23 protein-coding genes and 1 other annotated feature are annotated in these 18,509 nt (G+C 49.0%); of the genes, 18 read left to right on the forward strand and 5 right to left on the reverse strand.

Annotated features, from left to right (window positions below; translation table 11 throughout):
* Positions 1 to 25: 25 nt before the first annotated feature.
* The 4 genes from EKM96_RS07320 to EKM96_RS07335 form a co-directional block, all read right to left on the reverse strand.
* Positions 26 to 1,360 carry a C1 family peptidase gene (locus EKM96_RS07320; protein WP_125641894.1) on the reverse strand — a complete coding sequence of 445 codons (1,335 nt, stop codon included), beginning with the start codon at positions 1,358 to 1,360 and terminating at the stop codon, positions 26 to 28.
* A gap of 237 nt (positions 1,361 to 1,597) precedes the next feature.
* Positions 1,598 to 2,404 (reverse strand): aldo/keto reductase, encoded by an 807-nt coding sequence (locus tag EKM96_RS07325; protein ID WP_125641897.1) that lies wholly within the window; start codon positions 2,402 to 2,404, stop codon positions 1,598 to 1,600.
* 168 nt (positions 2,405 to 2,572) lie between these two features.
* Positions 2,573 to 3,259 (reverse strand): ribose-5-phosphate isomerase RpiA, encoded by a 687-nt coding sequence (gene rpiA / locus EKM96_RS07330; RefSeq protein WP_125641900.1) that lies wholly within the window; start codon positions 3,257 to 3,259, stop codon positions 2,573 to 2,575.
* Complete coding sequence (locus EKM96_RS07335) at positions 3,256 to 3,600, reverse strand: acetyltransferase (RefSeq protein ID WP_125641903.1); 345 nt, start codon at positions 3,598 to 3,600, stop codon at positions 3,256 to 3,258. The genes rpiA and EKM96_RS07335 overlap by 4 nt, the downstream gene beginning before the upstream one ends.
* A gap of 158 nt (positions 3,601 to 3,758) precedes the next feature.
* Between EKM96_RS07335 and EKM96_RS07340 the strand changes: the two genes are divergently transcribed.
* From EKM96_RS07340 to rplL, 15 genes are all read left to right on the forward strand, one after another.
* Positions 3,759 to 4,298 (forward strand): dCTP deaminase/dUTPase family protein, encoded by a 540-nt coding sequence (locus EKM96_RS07340; RefSeq protein WP_125641906.1) that lies wholly within the window; start codon positions 3,759 to 3,761, stop codon positions 4,296 to 4,298.
* A 94-nt stretch (positions 4,299 to 4,392) separates the two neighbouring features.
* The gene (gene radA, locus EKM96_RS07345; protein WP_125641909.1) at positions 4,393 to 5,766 is read left to right on the forward strand and encodes a DNA repair protein RadA; all 1,374 of its coding nucleotides are present in this window, start codon (positions 4,393 to 4,395) and stop codon (positions 5,764 to 5,766) included.
* 34 nt (positions 5,767 to 5,800) lie between these two features.
* Positions 5,801 to 6,979 carry a PIN/TRAM domain-containing protein gene (locus tag EKM96_RS07350; RefSeq protein ID WP_125641912.1) on the forward strand — a complete coding sequence of 393 codons (1,179 nt, stop codon included), beginning with the start codon at positions 5,801 to 5,803 and terminating at the stop codon, positions 6,977 to 6,979.
* Between the two features lie 132 nt (positions 6,980 to 7,111).
* Positions 7,112 to 8,524 carry a cysteine--tRNA ligase gene (gene cysS, locus EKM96_RS07355; RefSeq protein ID WP_125641915.1) on the forward strand — a complete coding sequence of 471 codons (1,413 nt, stop codon included), beginning with the start codon at positions 7,112 to 7,114 and terminating at the stop codon, positions 8,522 to 8,524.
* Positions 8,524 to 8,931, forward strand: a complete 408-nt coding sequence (locus tag EKM96_RS07360; protein WP_125641918.1) for a Mini-ribonuclease 3 — start codon at positions 8,524 to 8,526, stop codon at positions 8,929 to 8,931. Before cysS ends, EKM96_RS07360 begins: the two co-directional genes overlap by 1 nt.
* Complete coding sequence (rlmB, locus tag EKM96_RS07365) at positions 8,931 to 9,701, forward strand: 23S rRNA (guanosine(2251)-2'-O)-methyltransferase RlmB (RefSeq protein WP_125641921.1); 771 nt, start codon at positions 8,931 to 8,933, stop codon at positions 9,699 to 9,701. The genes EKM96_RS07360 and rlmB overlap by 1 nt, the downstream gene beginning before the upstream one ends.
* Before the next feature lie 27 nt (positions 9,702 to 9,728).
* Positions 9,729 to 10,277 carry an NYN domain-containing protein gene (locus tag EKM96_RS07370; RefSeq protein WP_125641924.1) on the forward strand — a complete coding sequence of 183 codons (549 nt, stop codon included), beginning with the start codon at positions 9,729 to 9,731 and terminating at the stop codon, positions 10,275 to 10,277.
* A gap of 80 nt (positions 10,278 to 10,357) precedes the next feature.
* Positions 10,358 to 10,918 (forward strand): sigma factor, encoded by a 561-nt coding sequence (locus EKM96_RS07375; RefSeq protein WP_225417701.1) that lies wholly within the window; start codon positions 10,358 to 10,360, stop codon positions 10,916 to 10,918.
* A 74-nt stretch (positions 10,919 to 10,992) separates the two neighbouring features.
* Complete coding sequence (gene rpmG, locus EKM96_RS07380) at positions 10,993 to 11,142, forward strand: 50S ribosomal protein L33 (RefSeq protein WP_125641931.1); 150 nt, start codon at positions 10,993 to 10,995, stop codon at positions 11,140 to 11,142.
* Between the two features lie 49 nt (positions 11,143 to 11,191).
* Complete coding sequence (gene secE, locus EKM96_RS07385) at positions 11,192 to 11,368, forward strand: preprotein translocase subunit SecE (RefSeq protein ID WP_125641934.1); 177 nt, start codon at positions 11,192 to 11,194, stop codon at positions 11,366 to 11,368.
* 122 nt (positions 11,369 to 11,490) lie between these two features.
* On the forward strand, positions 11,491 to 12,042 hold the full coding sequence (nusG, locus tag EKM96_RS07390; protein WP_061776211.1) for a transcription termination/antitermination protein NusG: 552 nt from the start codon (positions 11,491 to 11,493) through the stop codon (positions 12,040 to 12,042).
* A 289-nt stretch (positions 12,043 to 12,331) separates the two neighbouring features.
* A complete protein-coding gene (gene rplK / locus EKM96_RS07395) occupies positions 12,332 to 12,757 on the forward strand; it encodes a 50S ribosomal protein L11 (protein WP_011667358.1) in 426 nt (141 codons plus the stop codon).
* Positions 12,758 to 12,855: 98 nt separating this feature from the next.
* A complete protein-coding gene (gene rplA / locus EKM96_RS07400) occupies positions 12,856 to 13,551 on the forward strand; it encodes a 50S ribosomal protein L1 (protein ID WP_061776212.1) in 696 nt (231 codons plus the stop codon).
* A gap of 73 nt (positions 13,552 to 13,624) precedes the next feature.
* Positions 13,625 to 13,752, forward strand: a sequence feature (ribosomal protein L10 leader region).
* Between the two features lie 24 nt (positions 13,753 to 13,776).
* On the forward strand, positions 13,777 to 14,283 hold the full coding sequence (gene rplJ / locus EKM96_RS07405; protein ID WP_125641938.1) for a 50S ribosomal protein L10: 507 nt from the start codon (positions 13,777 to 13,779) through the stop codon (positions 14,281 to 14,283).
* A gap of 48 nt (positions 14,284 to 14,331) precedes the next feature.
* On the forward strand, positions 14,332 to 14,700 hold the full coding sequence (gene rplL, locus EKM96_RS07410; protein WP_061776214.1) for a 50S ribosomal protein L7/L12: 369 nt from the start codon (positions 14,332 to 14,334) through the stop codon (positions 14,698 to 14,700).
* A 76-nt stretch (positions 14,701 to 14,776) separates the two neighbouring features.
* On the opposite strand, the gene EKM96_RS07415 is transcribed toward rplL, so the two are convergent.
* On the reverse strand, positions 14,777 to 15,130 hold the full coding sequence (locus EKM96_RS07415; protein WP_125641942.1) for a hypothetical protein: 354 nt from the start codon (positions 15,128 to 15,130) through the stop codon (positions 14,777 to 14,779).
* Between the two features lie 245 nt (positions 15,131 to 15,375).
* Here EKM96_RS07415 and EKM96_RS07420 point away from each other — a divergent pair, with 245 nt between their 5' ends.
* The 3 genes from EKM96_RS07420 to EKM96_RS07430 all read left to right on the forward strand — a co-directional run bounded on the left by EKM96_RS07420 (position 15,376) and on the right by EKM96_RS07430 (position 18,505).
* Complete coding sequence (locus EKM96_RS07420) at positions 15,376 to 16,071, forward strand: response regulator transcription factor (protein WP_125641945.1); 696 nt, start codon at positions 15,376 to 15,378, stop codon at positions 16,069 to 16,071.
* Positions 16,072 to 16,075: 4 nt separating this feature from the next.
* The gene (locus EKM96_RS07425) at positions 16,076 to 17,461 is read left to right on the forward strand and encodes a HAMP domain-containing sensor histidine kinase (protein ID WP_125642036.1); all 1,386 of its coding nucleotides are present in this window, start codon (positions 16,076 to 16,078) and stop codon (positions 17,459 to 17,461) included.
* A gap of 102 nt (positions 17,462 to 17,563) precedes the next feature.
* The gene (locus EKM96_RS07430) at positions 17,564 to 18,505 is read left to right on the forward strand and encodes a glycosyltransferase family 2 protein (RefSeq protein WP_125641949.1); all 942 of its coding nucleotides are present in this window, start codon (positions 17,564 to 17,566) and stop codon (positions 18,503 to 18,505) included.
* The last annotated feature ends 4 nt before the right edge of the window (positions 18,506 to 18,509 follow it).

Consider the following 18,509-nt stretch of genomic DNA (forward strand, 5'->3'; position numbering starts at 1 on the left):
ACTTTTTAAATTGAAATCGATTCGGTTAAGCCAAGGCGCCCATTGGGTCCCATGGTGCTAAGACCGTTGGTTTTTCATTAGCTTGAATGGTCTTCAGGTCATCGGGCAGGAATTGCTTGTTGACGACGACTTGGTAACAGTACTCGTCCATCCAGGCATCGCTCATAACGAAGTAACCCTTCGTCCCGACTTTTTCACCCCAAGAGTTTTCAACTTTCCACTTGGTTGGTTGGCCATCGACCAGGTCGACACCGGTCAAGACCATGGCGTGAGTCATCAGGCTTTCGCCGTAATCCAAACGTTCGGCCTTGGTGGTCGAGAAGTCGATGTTGAACAGGGCGTCTTTGTCGTAATACTTGGTATCCATGATACCCTTTTGCCGTTCGGATGATTGACCAACATCACAACCAAACCAGACGGACTGGCCAGCTTGGAGCTGCTTGATGGCCAAGTCCTTGAAGTCCTTCATGGAAACGTTCAAATGCTTAACTTGCCGACCGCTGACCACGTTACCCAGCATTTCAACCGTGTAGGTATGATTGTAAGGCTTGTCATCGGTTGGGGCATTGATGATCGAGACGTAGTCGGAGAGGTCCCAGCCAACATATTTGTCGAAGAAGGTCTTTGGTGTCAGGCCCTTGTCGATATGGTAGTTTTTGTCATCGTCCCGGTATTCAAAGTCGAATTCGCTAACGGGTTCGCCCAGGGAGAAACTCAGTAAGCGGTAAACTTCCCCAAGCATCTTGTCCTTGGCTGCGGCGATATCGTCATCGCTGGCGTGATCGGCAACTAACTGACGTAAAATAATGGCATCTTTACGGAGCTTAAGGTTAAGCGTGCTGTTAAGCTCGCTGGACTTAGAGCTGTTGTAGGTTTCGGGCATGACAGACTTAGGCACGATCCCGTATTTTTCGATGATGGCACAGAGCATGTCCCATTGGCCACCGTCTTGTTGAGGGGTTGTCATTAAGAAGGCCACCTTACGGCTAGACGTTGGTTGGTCAGCGGTTGCTAAGACGTTTTCGTAAAAGTAGTTGGCCTTTTCAAATTTATCCCAGAAGTTGGTGTAATTTTGAGAAAGTTCGAAGTCGCTTAGGTTAAAGAGATCGGCTAAGTGATGACGCATGGTGTTCAGTGCGGCAAACATCCAGCAACGACCACTTTGTTTTTGGTTGGCAACTTTACCGGTATCTAGATCAATAGAGAAGACCGGGGTCATGTCGGCTTCAGAGGCATAGTCGGCTGAGGTGGCCAGAATTCCTTGATGGCTGACGGCGCGCTCCAGCACCTTGGCAGTGGGATCGGTTGCTAACGCATGTTGATAGCGGGCGGTTTGGTCCGCCGTGATTTCTTTACTCAATGACGTCACTCTCCTAACATATTTCTCTCATTGTACTCCAATATTCTCATTTTTGTATAGATACTCGGAAAGTTGTTTAAAAATTGGGCGGTTAGTCCCGACTTGGTAAAGCTCGAAGTTGCCAAATAATCGGGTCTTACAACAAAAAAGGTCCCTCGATACGAGTCGTATCGGGGAGGCCTAATGAGCTGGTTATTAATATATTTATTGATCCCCAGTGGGCTAGATACCCACGACCTAGTCGTAATTGAGGTGCTTGTCCTGATCGAGCGCGTTAATTTCCGCAATCTCGGCGGCGGTTAAGTTAAAACCGGAAATTTCGAAGTTTTCTCTAACTCGTGCTGGCTTTGAGGACTTAGGGAAAACCACGAAGCCGGTGTCAACTTGCCACCGTAAGACAATTTGTGCAGGCGACTTACCGTATTTGTCGGCCAACTTTGCGATCACGGGGTCTTCAAGAATCAGGTGACCATGACCAATTGGGGAGTAGCCTTCATTGATCAGTCCGTTATCGGTATCGAACTTTCCTAAGTCGGCTTGAACTTTGTAAGGGTGGCGCTCGATTTGGTTGACCATCGGCTTAACTGTGGCCATGGCAAAGACCTGTTTGAGTTGGTCTTCGGAGAAGTTGGAGACACCGATAGCCCGAACCTTCTTTTGTTGGTAAAGGGTCTCCAGCGCACGCCAGGTATCTAAGGTGAGGTCGAAGTCTTTTTCGTTAGGCCAGTGGATCAGGTATAGGTCCAAGTAGTCCAATTGTAAGTCAGTCAACGTCTGGTCAAAGGCAGCCAGCGTCTTGTCGTAACCCTGGTCAGCGTTCCAAACCTTGGATGTGATGAATAGATCCGAACGGTCGATACCGGAAGCCTTGATAGCCGCACCAACGGCAGGTTCATTGCCGTAAATATGGGCGCAATCGAGGTGCCGATAACCGGCATCTAAGGCTGTCTTGATTGCAGCAGGGACATCCTTACTATCGATCAAGTAAGTGCCGAATCCTAACATTGGGATGGTAACGCCGTTGCTTAATTGTGTCGTTTCCATGCAATTACCTCGCTCTACAAATATTTTATAACTTAACAAATATGCTTTCATGATACACTACTCCACCAATAGATCCATGGATTGGATCTTCTCGGTGACCATAAAAAAGTCACCCGCTCGGCTCCAACGGAGATAAGCGGGTGACTCGAGAAACTTATTTTATGAAGGCTAATCGCGGGCGTTTAAGACCTCTGGACCGTCGGAACGACCAACGATAACCGTGTTGACCGTGTCTAAGAAGAGGCCATGTTCGACGACACCAACGATACCATTTAGGGTATTGGCTAGTTCGTGGGGGTGGTCAATCCGACCCAAGTGCAGGTCGATGATGTAGTTCTTGGAGTCGGTCATGACGTGGTGACCGTCAGCGTCCATCCGGAATTCGGGATGGAGATCCATCTTGTCCAGTTTTTCTAAGACATGCGTGGAGCCAAAGGGAATGACTTCCAAAGGCAGTGGAAATTGTCCCAGGTGGTGAACCATCTTGCTTTCGTCAACGATCCACATATTCTTGGTCGAGTTGATAGCAACGATCTTTTCCCAAAGGTGAGCGGCACCGCCACCCTTGATACCTTGGAAGTTTTCATCGATTTCATCGGCGCCGTCGATGGTTAAATCGATGTGGTCGACATCGTCCAATTCCTTGATGGTGATGCCAAGCGATTCGGCCTGCTTTGCGGTCCGGTCGGAAGTGGCCACACCGATGATGTGCAAGCCTTCTTCGGCGACTCGCTTGCCGAGGGCATCAACCATGTATTTAACGGTTGATCCGGTTCCAAGACCGAGGATCATGCCGTCTTCAACGTACTTTACAGCAGCCTGGCCGACGAGGGCCTTGAGAGCGTCTTGATTCATTTTGTGTTTTCCTCCTCTAGAGATGGGTAATGTTCACTGACGGGTTGTACCGCACCTGGTCCGGTGACTGGTAACTGATTCGGTGCCAGTAACGAAGTTGGGTGGGCACTCAAGTAACGTTTAGCGTAGGGATCCAGAATCTTTAGAACCATGGATTTTTCCGCGGCAATTTCCAGAAATCGACGGATCAACTGATCGGCCAGCTCTGCCGATTGACCGGGCCGGACGAAGAGTTGTTCGAGAACCCAGGTTTGATCGGACAAGGCCAAATAGTGCAGGCTAGCCAGGCGTTGATCGGCCGCGATAAGGTTTAATTGTCCAGGTACTTCCTTGATTACCATCGTTCCCACCTCCGTTTCCTAATTGATTTTGGTCGATCACACGGGCAATGTCAACTCCTTTTGACCGGCCACGGTTTTACTGGTATTCTCTTACCAGTTTGCTTATTCTAGTAACAGAGCCAACGAAAGCGATTTATTTAATAGAAGGAGTGTCGATAATGAAACGTGGATTTGAAATTGTTTCACGGTACCAAAACCAGGGCTTACATCTACCTTACCGAACAACCCAACAGGCTGCGGGTTACGACTTTGAATGTGCGGAAGACTTTACCCTACCTTCGATTTGGCGGCATGACGTCCTGCACGCCTTTAAACGATTGCGGCAACAGGCGCCGCTGACTACGGCCGAGCTTGAGGCGGGGCAACACGATCTGAAACCGTGGCTAGTTCCCACGGGCATTAAGGCCTACATGGCGCCAGGTGAAGTCTTGATCCTGGCCAATCGGTCTAGCAATCCTTTGAAGCATAACCTCATCTTGCCGAACGGGGTCGGGGTGATCGACGCCGACTATTATGATAACGAAAAGAACGAGGGAGAAATCTTTGTTCAACTCGTGAACGTCGGGCTGAGCGACGTTGTGATTAAAAAGGGCCAGCGCATCGCCCAAGGGATTTTCATGCCCTACTACCTGGCCGACGACGAACAGGCGCCACAACAGGAACGCCAGGGGGGCTTCGGCTCGTCCGATCGCAAGTAAAACTTTAGAAAATGTGTCAACAGACTAGTGTAGGATCAGCTGGTAGTTATGCTAAAATAAAAGTATTCAGAAGAATGACTAAGGGGGAGCTACGGTGGCTAAAGCCAAAACTAATTTTGTTTGTCAAAATTGTGCATACAGTTCACCACGTTACTTGGGCCGCTGCCCAAACTGTGGCGAGTGGAATACCATGGTTGAAGAAGTGGTGACGCCAACGGCGAAGCCCCAATCCACTCGGGTTAGTGCGTCTGGTCAACATTCGCATCCCCAATTAATGAATGAGATTAAGCACACGAGCGAGACTCGGGTGAAGACCGAAATGGGCGAGCTAAACCGGGTACTCGGTGGGGGAATTGTCCCAGGTTCCTTAATTTTAATTGGTGGGGATCCGGGTATTGGGAAATCGACCCTGCTGCTACAGGTGTCTGGGCAGTTGAGTGCCACTGGTGGCAAGGTGTTATACGTTTCTGGGGAAGAAAGTGCGCCCCAGATTAAGATGCGTGCGGACCGGTTGGTTGTTAACAGTGATAACCTTTACCTGTATCCAGAGACGGACATGGCCAGCATTCGGGCCAACATCGAAGAGATGCAGCCGGACTACGTGGTTATCGACTCCGTCCAGACGATGCAAGCACCAGATGTGACTTCAGCGATTGGATCCGTTTCCCAGATTCGTGAGGTGACGGGTGAGCTGATGCAGATTGCGAAGACCAATGGCATCACCATTTTTGTCGTGGGTCATGTGACCAAGGGCGGGGCCATTGCCGGTCCCAAGATTCTGGAACACATGGTGGACACGGTGCTCTACTTCGAAGGCGACCTGCATCACACCTATCGGATTCTCCGGGCGGTGAAGAACCGGTTTGGGTCCACCAATGAGTTGGGGATATTTGAGATGCGTGAGGGGGGCCTTTACGAGGTCGCTAACCCTTCCGAAATTTTCTTGGAAGAACGACTCAAGGATGCCACCGGATCGGCTATCGTGGTCTCCATGGAAGGAACCCGGCCAATTCTGGTGGAGGTTCAAGCGCTGATCACGCCATCTGTCTTTGGTAATGCCCAACGGACGTCTAGTGGACTGGACCGCAATCGTGTGTCGCTATTGATGGCCGTGCTGGAGAAACGGGCTAACCTGATGCTACAAAACCAGGATGCCTTTCTGAAGGCCGCCGGTGGGGTTAAGCTTGACGAACCAGCGATTGACCTGGCTATCGCGTTGAGTATTGCCTCCAGCTACAAGGACACCGCGACCGAGCCCACGGACTGTTTCGTTGGTGAAGTTGGGCTGACCGGTGAAATTCGCCGAGTTAGTCGGATCGAACAGCGGGTGGCTGAGGCTAAAAAGTTAGGCTTCAAACGGATCTTTGTTCCTAAGAATAATCTTCAAGGGTGGGTTCCACCTAAGGGGATCGATGTCGTCGGGGTATCGACTCTACGGCAAACATTAAAGCTCGCACTCGACGTTTAAGGCAGGTGAGCAATGAAAGGAGGTGAAATTTAAAATGCGTAAAAAGAGTGTTGTTTTATTTATCTTTGCCGTTTTGGGTGGGGTTATGGGCGCCGCCTATCTCCCTCGAATCTGGCAAATTTCAGGCGTCACTAGCCCAATGGTGAACAATCTGGCGGTAAACATACTGGTTGGTGCACTTATTTTTCTTATTCTCGGGTTGCTCTTTGCAGGCTTACTGCTTCGATTGATTAACAAGATTGAAGCCTACCTGAATCGACAGAACCCCATGACGCTTATTTTTGGCAGTTTGGTCACCATTGTCGGGCTAGTGTTAGCGTTACTGATTTCAGTTTCACTTCGCGAATCAAAGTCGGTGTTTTTCAATACCGTGATTCCGTGGATATTGATGATTCTATTTGGTTACCTAGGGTTTCGAATTGGGACCCGTCTTAGCAAGCTTAAGCTGGAAGATTGGCGACGATTGTTCCAAGCACCTGGGCGTAAGGCCACAGGTGAAGACGCCGGCAAAGAGGTCTTGGACAGGGAAAGCGAACCAAATTTTCACCACTATAAGATTCTAGACACCAATATTTTAATTGATGGGCGGATCTATGACTTGGCGAAAACCGGATTCCTGGAAGGGACGCTGTTGGTTCCTAACTTTGTGTTGTATGAACTGCAATACATAGCGGACTCCAGTGATTCCATCAAGCGGGTTCGTGGTCGGCGTGGCTTGGACATCTTGAACAAGCTTCAAAATGAACAAATCATGCCAATCGAAATGTATGAAGGGGATTTCGAAGATATTCCTGAGGTTGATAGCAAGTTAATCCAATTGGCCAAGGAAAATGGCGGGATTATCGTGACGAATGATTACAACCTGAACAAGGTTATTCAATTCCAAAATGTTCAGGTCCTAAACATCAATTCGTTGGCCAATGCCTTGAAGCCTCGTGTTATTCCTGGCGAAGACCTGCATGTAATGGTTGTGAAAAACGGGACCGAACGGCAACAAGGGGTTGCGTACCTGGATGATGGGACCATGGTCGTCGTCGAAGACGGTCGGTACTTCATCAACAAGCAACTCGATGTGGTCGTGACGAGTGCCATTCAAACCGATGCGGGACGAATGATCTTTGCTAAACCGGTGCATTCAAGTAAAAATATTGAGGATGGCAACGGTGCTAAGAAGTCTGGTAATAACAATCGCAACGGTAAAAAGCCGTCGTAACGTTGGCGAAGAGTAACGAAACAATTAAGAAGTCGATCTGTCTGCCTATTGGCTGCAGGTCGACTTCTTAATTTTTGGTCGAATATGCTACAATAGACATAATTTATGTCGTGACGCGAAAGGAGTTTCGGGATGCTTAAAGTTTTTAATACCATGACTCGCCAAAAAGAAACCTTTGAACCGATGACCCCCGGCGTGGTCAACATGTACGTCTGTGGCCCGACGGTTTATAACTATATTCACATTGGGAATGCGCGGAGTGCGATTGCCTTCGATACCATTCGCCGTTATTTTGAATACCGCGGCTTCAAGGTGAAGTACGTTTCTAACTTTACCGATGTCGACGATAAGATGATTAAGCAAGCTAATAAATTAGGCATTACGGTGCCAGAACTGGGTGACCGGTTCATCAAGGCCTTCAAGGAAGATACGGCGGCGCTGAACATTGAACCAGCGACCGTGAATCCCCGGGCGACGGAACACATTAATGAAATCATTGAATTTGTTCAGGACCTAATCGATAAGGACTATGCCTATCCAGTTGATGGGGATGTCTATTATCGAGCACACAAGTTTGCCCACTATGGTGAACTTTCACACTTGAAGTTAGACGATCTGGAAGAAGGGGCTTCCCAGCATACGGCCGATGAAGAGACCGCCCGTAAGGAAGATCCCGTCGACTTTGCCCTATGGAAGGGCGCTAAGCCTGGAGAAATTTCTTGGCCATCCCCGTGGGGTGCTGGTCGGCCCGGTTGGCACATTGAGTGCTCGGTCATGTCCACCCACTATCTGGGCGACACCTTTGATATTCATGCCGGTGGCGAAGACCTGGTCTTCCCCCATCATGAGAATGAAATCGCGCAAAGTGAGGCTAAGACCGGGAAGACCTTCGTTCATTACTGGTTGCATAATGGCTTTGTCACCGTTGGCGATGAGAACGAGAAGATGAGTAAGTCACTCGGCAACTTTGTCACGGTTCACGACATCTTGAAGACGGTTGATGCCCAGACGTTGCGGTTCTTTATGGCAACGACGCAGTACCGGCGCCCCATTCAATACAGTCAACGCAACCTGGATACCGCTGCCCGCAACCTCGAACGCCTGCAAACGGCTTACGATAATATGGGCTATCGGCTGAAGGATGCCGAGGGTGGTAACGATCCTAAGACGGACCAAGAGGTTCGTCAGATTGCGGCCAACTACATGGATGCCATGGACGATGACTTCAACGTCCAAAACGGGGTCGCTGAAGTCTACGAAGTTGCCCGGCTGGGGAATGTCTATGCCGAACGGCCGGTCGTCTTTGCTGGTACGCTGAGCTTCATTCGCAAGACCTTAACCGATTTGCTCAGTGTCTTTGGGGTTGAACTCAAGGAAGCTACCGAATTGGCAGACCAAGACATCGAAGACTTAATCGCTGAACGGATTGCCGCACGGAAGAACAAGGATTTCCTGCGCAGCGATGAAATTCGTGAGCAATTGAAGAACCAAGGAATTATTTTGGAAGACACGCCCCAAGGGACGCGTTGGCGAAAGGGAAATTAATGACAACTGAAGTAGATTATCGACAATTAAACGGGGTCGCATTGGCCTATATGGGGGATGCCGCCTACGAGGTCATCATTCGGCGGCATTTAATCGCCGAAGGGTTGGCCAAGCCAAACCATTTGCAGAAGACAGCGACGCATTACGTCTCCGCTAAGGCCCAGGCGGCACTGATTAACTTGATGGAACAAGACGAGATTCTCAGCGAGGATGAATGGACGATGTTCAAGCGCGGGCGTAACGCCAAGAGCTACACGCATGCCAAAAACACGGACGTGGTGACTTACCGGATTTCAACCGGGTTCGAAGCCTTGATGGGCTATCTAGCCCTAAGCGGTAAACAGGACCGGGTCGATCAGTTAAGTCAATGGTGCATTGAACAAGTGGAAGCGGGGCGGACTGAATAATGAATCCAGAACAGACAACACCAGCCAACGACACCGACTTTGTCATCGGTCGTCATCCGGCCGTAGCGGCTTTACGGAGCCAACAAACGATTAACAAGGTCTTCTTGCAGAGCGGATTAAAGGCGGAAGCCATCGATGAGATTCGGCAACTGGCTAAGAAACGTCACCTGGTGATCTCCGAGGTGCCGAAGCAAAAGCTGGACCAACTGACTGACCACCAGAATCACCAAGGGGTGGCACTGGGCGTTGCGGCCTTTGAATATGCCACGATTGATGATTTGTTTGCCAAGGCAGATGCCGCCGGCGAGCCACCATTCTTCTTAATTCTGGACGGGGTCGAGGATCCACATAACCTGGGGTCCATTTTGCGGACCGCCGATGCCAGTGGGGTTCACGGGGTCATTATCCCTAAGCGCCGGGCCGTTGGCTTAACCTCCGTGGTGGCTAAGACCTCAACCGGGGCCATTGAACGGGTACCGGTTGCTCGGGTTACTAACCTGGTTAACACCGTTCGCGATTTGAAGGACCGCGGTGTCTGGGTCTTTGGCACCGACATGGATGGCAACGACTATCGTGACTGGAATGCTAAGGGTGCCAGTGCCCTCATCATTGGTAACGAAGGCAAGGGAATTTCTCGCCTATTAAAGGAAACCGTTGATGAAATGCTGACCATTCCAATGGTCGGCGAGGTGCAAAGCTTGAACGCCAGTGTGGCCGCCGGGCTCTTGATGTATCAAGGCTTCAGCTCACGGCATCCGGTTCAACACTAACTTTAGAAGAAATGAGTGCGGGATAAGATGAAAAAAGATATTTTAATTGTCGATGCTTATAATATGATCGGCAACTGGCCCGAACTCAACCGTCTAAAGTTGACTGATCGGTTACCAGAAGCCAGAGACCAGCTCTTAAATATGCTGGCTAACTATCATAAGCTGCGGGACGCGGCCATTACGGTGGTGTTTGATGCGATGTACGTTCCCGGTATTTCGAAGAGTTACCGGCAATTTGATTTAGACGTCGTCTGGACCAATCGTGACGAAACGGCCGACAGCTATATTGAACGGTTAGCCAAGGAACGCCAAACGCGATTTACTCAGGTGACGGTGGCCACCAGCGATCAGGCTGAACAGTGGACCATCTTCTCTGAGGGCGCACTACGAATCCCAGCGGGTGAATTACTGCGGGACATCGAGCGGGCACAGAATGAAGTCAAGCAGACGGCCCGCGAGTATGCCGACCGCGGGATTGTGCGAAAATCACCGTGGAATGATCAGCAACTCTACAAATTAGAAAAATTACGAGACCAAATGATGTCTCGGCCTAAGCAACGCCCTAAGAAAAAATAAACGGGTGTTCGCTAAGCGATTGGACGGGCGTCCTTTACACTGGAGTAACCAGTTGAAGGAGGCCTTTTTAATTGAAAACCATGAGTGATATTGTGTTAATTGAAATGATTCGACAAACCACTGAATCCCCAGCACTACCCGTGTTATTTGACCGGTATCGTCCGGTTTTACTGCGGATGGAGCAACGTTACTTTATTCCTGGGTATGATCGCGACGACTGGGAGCAGGAGGCCCTGCTGGTCTTCTGCCAAGTGGTCACCAAGTTTCAGTTAAGTCGATCCGTGAACTTCGGGGCCTTCTATCGGCTTAACCTGCTACATCGGGTCTACGATTTGATTCGTCAGAGCAGGGCACAGAAACGGCAGAATTGTCGGGGGATGGTTTCAATCGATGCCAATGGGCCGTTCTTTGCCGATACGCTGGTTGACCCGCGCTGGATTATTCGTGAGCAATTGGAGGTTAAGGAGGCCGTTGGTCTGGTTCAGAAACGGTTGTCGGCGATCGAACGATTGGTGTTCTTGGGACTGATTCGTGGGGCATCCTTGAGTGAGATTGCCCAGAATGCTCGTTTAACGGCTGCCCAGGCCTCGGCGGCTGCCTATCGCAGTCAGGCGAAACTTCGGCAAGTCTTGGCCGAATGATTGACGGTCTTGCCCAATGATGGTAAGCTAACACAGTATGAGTTAGACAGGATTTTATTAAAGGTGGTGGCAAAATGTCACAAAGAAAGATTGCGTTGGCCTGTTCCGTTTGTGGGTCACGAAACTACACCATCACAGCGAGTGCAACCCGGACTCAGCGACTTGAGGTTAAGAAGTTTTGTAAGTTTTGCGGGAAGCACACGCTGCATCGCGAAACACGTTAATTGATGAATTTAGCTTATAACGGATACTAACATTTAGGGAGGCAACACCATGCATTTACTCCGTTTCTTCAAATCGGTCGGCAAGGAAATGAAACAAGTTTCTTGGCCAGGCGTTAAGCAACTTCGGCACGATACCGGAACGGTTATTGGCATCTCAGTGCTTTTCTCCATCTTCTTTGGCGCTGTGGACTGGCTCGTTCAATACGGCCTGAAGTTCCTCGCGTAGTCGAATTATCGGTGGTCAAAGCAGCTTAAATATGCTATATTAGTAGCTAACGGGAACTTCGTGTATGCGGAGTTTTTTTATTTTGCTCGAAAAGTCAAAGACATTAAAGGAGTGCACCATACATGGTTGAGTCAGCTGAAAAACAATGGTACGTTCTGCATACTTACGCAGGATACGAAAACAAAGTCATGGCAAACTTGGAATCACGGGCCGAATCAATGGGGATGCAAGATAACATCTTCCGTGTGGTCGTTCCTGAAGAAGAGGAACATGAAGTTAAGAATGGTAAGGACAAGGTTTCCATGGAAAAGGTTTTCCCTGGCTATGTCTTGGTCGAAATGGTCATGAGTGACCAAGCTTGGTACATCGTCCGGAACACGCCTGGCGTTACTGGTTTCTTAGGTTCTCATGGTCAAGGTAGTAAGCCAACGCCATTGTTACCTGACGAAGTCGAACGGATTCTCCGTCGTGTCGGTATCTCGGCTCGGCATGCTGAATTGGATGTTGCTCCTGGTGACTCCGTAACCATCGTGGATGGTGCCTTCAGTGGCTTGGTCGGTAAGATTACCGAAGTCGATGACGAAAAGATGAAGTTAAAGGTTAACATTGATATGTTCGGTCGGGAAACCAGTACTGAACTGAACTTTGACCAAGTCGACCCAATCCTGGGTTAAGCCATTCGTCATTAACCAGTCATCACCCATGACTCTATCGGCCACCGTGTTTTAGTCGCGGTTGGCCGTTAAGACTGACGACGATTGTTCCGAAGCTGGGCAGGCTGAATCCTTGTTCTATCAGGATCAGCCGTCGTGGGTGACCTTTAAATTTTGGTTCCAAAAGAACTTGTTGTAGTTAGTAAAGTGTGGTATGATTCTCAAGTATGCGTTAGAGCATACAGTTAACGTGGGAGGAGCAAACTAACAGCTCCACTTACCACACACGGACTCAAGGAGGTATTGTCTCGTGGCTAAAAAAGTAGCTAATGTCGTCAAATTACAGATTCCTGCGGGTAAAGCAACCCCAGCTCCCCCAGTTGGACCAGCTTTAGGTCAAGCAGGGATTAACATCATGGGCTTCACTAAGGAATTCAACGCTCGTACCGCTGACCAAGCTGGTATGATCATTCCTGTTGTGATCAGTGTCTATGAAGATCGTTCCTTTGATTTCATCACCAAGACTCCTCCAGCAGCAACGCTGTTGAAGAAGGCTGCTGGTGTTGAACACGGTTCCGGCGAACCTAACACGAACAAGGTTGCTACTGTAACCAAGGACCAAGTTAAGCAAATCGCTGAAACTAAAATGCAAGATCTAAACGCAGCTGATGTTGAAGCAGCTATGCGCATGATTGAAGGTACTGCCCGGAGCATGGGCTTCACGGTCGAAGGTTAAGCTCAGTTTTCGGATAGTCGGACACTTCACGAAAATGAAATGTGTCAAGTGGGAGGTTTATCCGTTACAACCACATTTGCAAGGAGGAATACACAAAAATGGCTCACAAACGAGGTAAAAAGTATCAAGACGCCGTCAAGATGGTTGAGGCCGACAAGGTCTACAACATGAGCGACGCCATTGATTTGGTAAAGAAGATGGATTTCGCTAAGTTCGATGCAACTGTCGAAGTTGCTTTCAAGCTTAACGTTGACACAAAGCAAGCGGACCAACAACTCCGTGGCGCACTGGTACTGCCTAACGGTACTGGTAAGGATACAACGGTTGTTGTATTCGCCAAGGGTGACCAAGCTAAGGCTGCTGAAGCAGCTGGTGCTGACGTTGTCGGCGAACAAGACTTAGTAGAACGCATCCAAGACGGCTGGTTGGACTTTGACGTTGCTATTGCAACGCCAGACATGATGGCCCAAGTTGGTCGTTTAGGCCGTGTCTTAGGACCTAAGGGCTTAATGCCTAACCCTAAGACGGGGACTGTTACGATGAACGTCGAAAAGGCTGTTTCCGACGCTAAGAATGGTCAAGTTACTTACCGGACTGACCGGGACGGTAACGTTGCTGTTCCATTTGGTAAGGTTTCCTTTGATGCTGACAAGCTTGCCGGCAACTTGAAGACCATTGCCGAAACGATTGTACGTATCCGCCCAGCCGCTGTGCGTGGGACTTACGTTCAACACGTTTCAATCGCTTCTACGTTCGGCCCTAGTGTCGACGTTGACTTGAGCACTATGATCTAGTCCAAGTTATGAAGTGAATAAAAAAATCCCTCGCAATACATTGACACTGGTTGTTGAGTATTGTATGCTATTAAAGTTATTAATAGATCTACCTAAGACTCAGGTGGCCCAACGGCCTTAATTGACGCCTGCCGAGGCAGAAGTTTACTTAAACTTTTGTTTCCTTATGTCTTGGTGGCATAGGGATTTTTTTATCCCACCAATCTACTCTGGGAGGTGAACAATTTGAGTGAACAAGCTATTGCTATTAAAGCAAAACATGTTGATGCCGTTGTTAACAAGTTCAACAACGCAACGAGTGCCATCGTCGTTGACTACCGTGGTTTAACGGTTGAACAAGTAACCGACTTACGGAAGCAATTACGTGACGCTGGCGTTCATATGAACGTCATCAAGAACAAGGTTTTGACTCGGGCTGCCGACAAGGCGGGCTACGGTGACTTAAACGATGTCTTCGCAGGTCCTACTGCCGTTGCTTTCTCTGACGAGGATCCAATCGCCCCAGCTAAGATTTTGAAGAAATTTGCTGATAGTGTAGATGCCCTTGAAATCAAGGGTGGTTACATCGAAGGAAAGATCGTTTCCGTTGATGAAATCAACACCTACGCTACCTTGCCTAGTCGTGAAGACTTGCTCTCCATGCTGGCTAGCGAACTTCAAGCACCAGTACGGAACGTGGCCTACGCAATTAAGGCTATCGTTGACAAGGGTGACGAAGGCGACGCAGCCTAAGTACCCACGCTACACAAAAAATAAACCCAATTATTGGAGGAAAATAACATGGCTTTTGATAAAGATGCTATCATCGCTTCTCTTAAAGAAGCATCCATTACTGACCTTAGCGACTTAGTTAAGGCAATTGAAGACGAATTCGGCGTATCCGCTGCTGCCCCTGTTGCTGCAGCCGGTGCTGCTGGTGGCGACGGTGCCGCTGCTAAGGACTCATTCGACGTTGAGTTGACTGAATCTGGTGACGCCAAGGTTAAGGCTATTAAGGCCGTTCGTGAAATCACTGGTCTTGGTTTGAAGGACGCTAAGGGTCTTGTTGACAACGTACCATCTGTCATCAAGGAAGGCGTTTCTGAAGACGAAGCTAACGACGTCAAGGAAAAGCTTGAAGCCGTTGGTGGTGTGGTTACTCTTAAGTAATCATCCAACTTCTGAAATAAAACTCAGCGTCATCGTGTCGCATTATGCGGCGCGATGGCGCTGTTTTTTTGTCCCATTATTTTTTCCTAACGGTCAAGCTGGCCAGTAGAACTTCGACTCGTTGCTGACGGTTAGGTGTTATGGGAGAGTCTAATTCGTTCAAGATGGCGAACCCAGTGCTAATGGCTGATTGACAGTGATCGTCCGTGTCAACCAAAAAGGCCACCTTTAAGAAAATTTCCAGGTCTTTCGTGGCAGTCAAATCACCAGCTAACGCAGCGTGGCCATAGCGTAAGATGACCGTTTTAAACTTTGTGCGTCGTTGGTTAGCCATACGGTGGGTTGTCCAATAGGGTAGGAAGAGGGCGACACCGACGGCTAAGAATTCCGCGAGTGCCCCGATCCACTCTGATAAGGGTCCAAGTTCCAAAGTTATCACCTCTGGGAAAGCGTAGCATAGGTTGTTGGTGGCTAGCTCACCATTGCTTGTGGGCGGGCCTGTTCGGTGAGTCAATTAATGAGGTGTGGTGTAAGGGCAAGTCAAGGCCGCCTCGACGACCTAAGGAATTTCTGAAGCTTCTTAAATGTTTAGGTCAACCGGCTAGAAAATGATAGCTTTCTTCAACCTGGATGAGTAAGCTAGTAACAGAATGACAAACTGAACGGAGTGAAATTATGGCAGGGACGATCCTAATCGTTGAGGATGACGAAGCATTGCTGGCGTCATTAACGACCGAACTACAATTTGAAGATTATACCGTTCTTAATGCGCGTAACGGTAAAGAGGCATTGACCGTCTATGAAACCAATCGTGGTCAGTTGGATTTAATGCTCTTGGACTGGATGTTACCAGAGCTTGACGGCTTGGGCGTTCTACGACGGGTTCGCAAGCACGATAGCCTGCCAGTTATCATGATGACAGCCCGGGACTATGTTGGGGACAAGGTGGCAGGCTTGGACACGGGGGCCGATGATTATATTACGAAGCCCTTTGAGATTGAAGAACTATTGGCACGAATTCGGGTTATTTTGCGGCATCAACATCATCAGGAGGCGGCGGACACCCAACTACATGTTGCGGATCTAACTTTGGACACACGGTCGCGGCAGGTCCTAAGAAATGGCAAACTTATTCAATTGACGCAGCGAGAATATGAATTGTTGCTGTATTTGATGAGAAAATCCGGTCAGACATTAACCAGAGATGATCTTTTGGATGCCGTTTGGGGAGTGGATTTTGAAGGACAACCGAACGTGGTGGATGTTTACGTCCGCTATTTGCGGCGAAAATTACATGAAGACCCAACGGCGCCCCTGATTCACACGGTTCGTGGCATTGGTTACGTCTTATCAACGGATTACGACGGGTGATGGCATGTCAAAGAACAAGATGAAAACGACCGCACAGGAGATTCAGTCACGGTTTCTTTGGTTACTGGTATTGGTGACGTTAATTATGGGTGTGTCAGTGATGGGAATGGTTGGCTATAAATTAGTGAAACAAAGTGAACAGTCTTCGGTCGAACTGATGGCTAGTTTGAAACGGTCGATTATTGACGACCGACCTGACTGGGATCAGTGGCGGAAGAGTAGTTCCATTAATACGAAGAACACCTATGTACGGGTACATAACAGCCGGTTGGGTAATGCGCCAGGGACCTACTACACGCCGAATACCAAGGCTTTCTTAGGCGCCAAGCATTATCAAATGCCATTTTTTCCAGCGGTTGCCTACAGCAGAGACTATGGGTTTACCTACTACCGGTCGGGGACCCGTCTTGGCATAAAATCAGAGATTTGGCTCCGATTGGCCCCTGTGACAGCCATCCTGCTGTCCGTCATGCTGGTGGTACTAATGGTCATGGCCCTAACGGTCGGGCTGGGCTGGGTGTTTATTCGATTGACGGCCCGCAAGATCACAAAGCCGTTAACCGAATTGAACGTGGCCGCACAGGATCAGGCGGGGGCACAAAGCATTAAGGCAACCTTACCCATTCCGACTCATCCAAAGGAGGTTCATCAATTAGCGCTGAGCATCAACGATTTGTTGACGTCAATAAACGACCATGCCATGCAGGAACGGGAATTTATTTCCAATGCGGCTCATGAGTTACGGACACCCATTGCGGCCATCCGGGGCCACGTCCGGTTGGTCGAACGCCGAGGCGATCAGCACCCGGAAATTATTCCGCGCTCCATTCAGTTTATTGATGATGAATCGGGCCGCATGCAGCGGCTGGTCAACAGTCTGTTAACCCTGTCGCGAGCGGATCGGGGAACCTTAAAGCTGACTTTTTTTGATGCCACCGAGGTTATCCGTGAAACCGTTGCTGAGGAGCGGGCAGTACGTGAACAGTCAATTGTGGTTAAGATTCCGGATCGGTTCGTGATTTGGGGAAATGCCGAGAGTCTACAACAGATCCTCATGGCGTTAATTGATAATGCTGGGAAATACTCACCGGGTGATCACCCCATCACGATTACCGCCAAGACCGGCCAACTGGTCAATATCATTACCGTTCAGGATCTGGGGCCGGGGATCGCGGACGCCGATAAGGAACGCGTCTTCGAACGTTTTTATCGGGTGGATACCGCTCATAATCAAGCTGTGACGGGCACCGGACTTGGATTGGCCATTGTGTCACAGTTAATCAAGATGAACCAGGCAGAGATCCGTGTCTTGAATAATCAGCCACAGGGAACGAAGATGCAGATTAAATTTTTCTCGCCGGCAACGAATTCTGATAAATTCTCAGAATAATCTCCTTTCGAGCCAGTATTAGACCTTGGAACACTTAAGTATGATGGAATTAACCTCAATTCCAGCGTACCTAAGTGTTTTTTTGTTAAGGAGGATTTCGATATGCCATTAATCTCTATCGTGGTGCCCTGTTATAACGAACAGGAGAGTATCCCCATTTTCTATCAACGGGTTCAAGAAATTTTAAATAAGTACGACGGTCATCGTGAACGTTACCAGTGGGAGTATTGGTTCATCAACGATGGCTCGACAGATGAAACTTTACAGTGGATGCAGTACTTAAATGCTGCCGATCCAGAAAGGGTTCATTATGTCAGTTTTTCACGAAACTTCGGCAAGGAAGCCGCCTTGTTGGCCGGCCTTAAGCAGGCTGAAGGTGACTATACGGCGGTGATGGATGTTGATTTGCAGGATCCACCAGAACTATTGCCCACGATGATTGAAACCTTGGCGACGACTGACAATGATGTCGTTGCCACGCAGAGGACCGATCGCAAAGGGGAACCCTGGTTACGGTCAAAGCTTTCCCAGGCGTTCTACCACGTCATCAACCAGATTTCTCAGGTGAAAATTGTTCCGGGCGCGCGCGATTATCGTTTGATGAGGCGGCGCGTCGTTCAGGCCATCGTTGGCTTACCTGAGGTTAATCGGTTTTCGAAGGGGATCTTTAGTTGGGTCGGGTATAAGACGACTTACTTAACCTTTGAGCATCATGACCGGGTAGCCGGCAAGACTCATTGGTCGATTAGACAATTAATGGATTATTCGTTGGACGGGATTATGAACTATTCAGAGGTTCCCCTCGCGATGGCTTCCTGGCTAGGTGGACTGTCGTTTGTGGCGGCACTCTTTAGCTGCCTGTGGATTGTCATCAGGGCACTATTATTCGGCAATTCGACCGCCGGTTGGCCATCATTAATCACAATCATGCTGATGCTAGGTGGGCTCCAGCTACTGTGTCTTGGTGTTCTTGGAAAATATATTAGCAAGATCTACTTGGAAACGAAGCACCGACCGCTTTATTTAATTAAAGAAAAACAATAGGGGG

The organism is Levilactobacillus tangyuanensis (assembly GCF_003946545.1).
GTDB lineage: Bacteria > Bacillota > Bacilli > Lactobacillales > Lactobacillaceae > Levilactobacillus > Levilactobacillus tangyuanensis.

What these genes read in the sequence shown, in the direction of transcription:
- EKM96_RS07375 (WP_225417701.1), top strand. Translation starts at nt 10,358, where the DNA reads ATGAGTGATATTGTGTTAATTGAAATGATTCGACAAACCACTGAATCC.
- secE (WP_125641934.1), top strand. Translation starts at nt 11,192, where the DNA reads ATGCATTTACTCCGTTTCTTCAAATCGGTCGGCAAGGAAATGAAACAA.
- rpmG (WP_125641931.1), top strand. Translation starts at nt 10,993, where the DNA reads ATGTCACAAAGAAAGATTGCGTTGGCCTGTTCCGTTTGTGGGTCACGA.
- cysS (WP_125641915.1), top strand. Translation starts at nt 7,112, where the DNA reads ATGCTTAAAGTTTTTAATACCATGACTCGCCAAAAAGAAACCTTTGAA.
- EKM96_RS07425 (WP_125642036.1), top strand. Translation starts at nt 16,076, where the DNA reads ATGTCAAAGAACAAGATGAAAACGACCGCACAGGAGATTCAGTCACGG.
- EKM96_RS07350 (WP_125641912.1), top strand. Translation starts at nt 5,801, where the DNA reads ATGCGTAAAAAGAGTGTTGTTTTATTTATCTTTGCCGTTTTGGGTGGG.
- EKM96_RS07340 (WP_125641906.1), top strand. Translation starts at nt 3,759, where the DNA reads ATGAAACGTGGATTTGAAATTGTTTCACGGTACCAAAACCAGGGCTTA.
- EKM96_RS07420 (WP_125641945.1), top strand. Translation starts at nt 15,376, where the DNA reads ATGGCAGGGACGATCCTAATCGTTGAGGATGACGAAGCATTGCTGGCG.
- rplA (WP_061776212.1), top strand. Translation starts at nt 12,856, where the DNA reads ATGGCTCACAAACGAGGTAAAAAGTATCAAGACGCCGTCAAGATGGTT.
- rpiA (WP_125641900.1), bottom strand. Translation starts at nt 3,259, where the DNA reads ATGAATCAAGACGCTCTCAAGGCCCTCGTCGGCCAGGCTGCTGTAAAG.
- EKM96_RS07370 (WP_125641924.1), top strand. Translation starts at nt 9,729, where the DNA reads ATGAAAAAAGATATTTTAATTGTCGATGCTTATAATATGATCGGCAAC.
- rplL (WP_061776214.1), top strand. Translation starts at nt 14,332, where the DNA reads ATGGCTTTTGATAAAGATGCTATCATCGCTTCTCTTAAAGAAGCATCC.
- EKM96_RS07430 (WP_125641949.1), top strand. Translation starts at nt 17,564, where the DNA reads ATGCCATTAATCTCTATCGTGGTGCCCTGTTATAACGAACAGGAGAGT.
- rlmB (WP_125641921.1), top strand. Translation starts at nt 8,931, where the DNA reads ATGAATCCAGAACAGACAACACCAGCCAACGACACCGACTTTGTCATC.
- EKM96_RS07325 (WP_125641897.1), bottom strand. Translation starts at nt 2,404, where the DNA reads ATGGAAACGACACAATTAAGCAACGGCGTTACCATCCCAATGTTAGGA.
- nusG (WP_061776211.1), top strand. Translation starts at nt 11,491, where the DNA reads ATGGTTGAGTCAGCTGAAAAACAATGGTACGTTCTGCATACTTACGCA.
- EKM96_RS07335 (WP_125641903.1), bottom strand. Translation starts at nt 3,600, where the DNA reads ATGGTAATCAAGGAAGTACCTGGACAATTAAACCTTATCGCGGCCGAT.
- EKM96_RS07360 (WP_125641918.1), top strand. Translation starts at nt 8,524, where the DNA reads ATGACAACTGAAGTAGATTATCGACAATTAAACGGGGTCGCATTGGCC.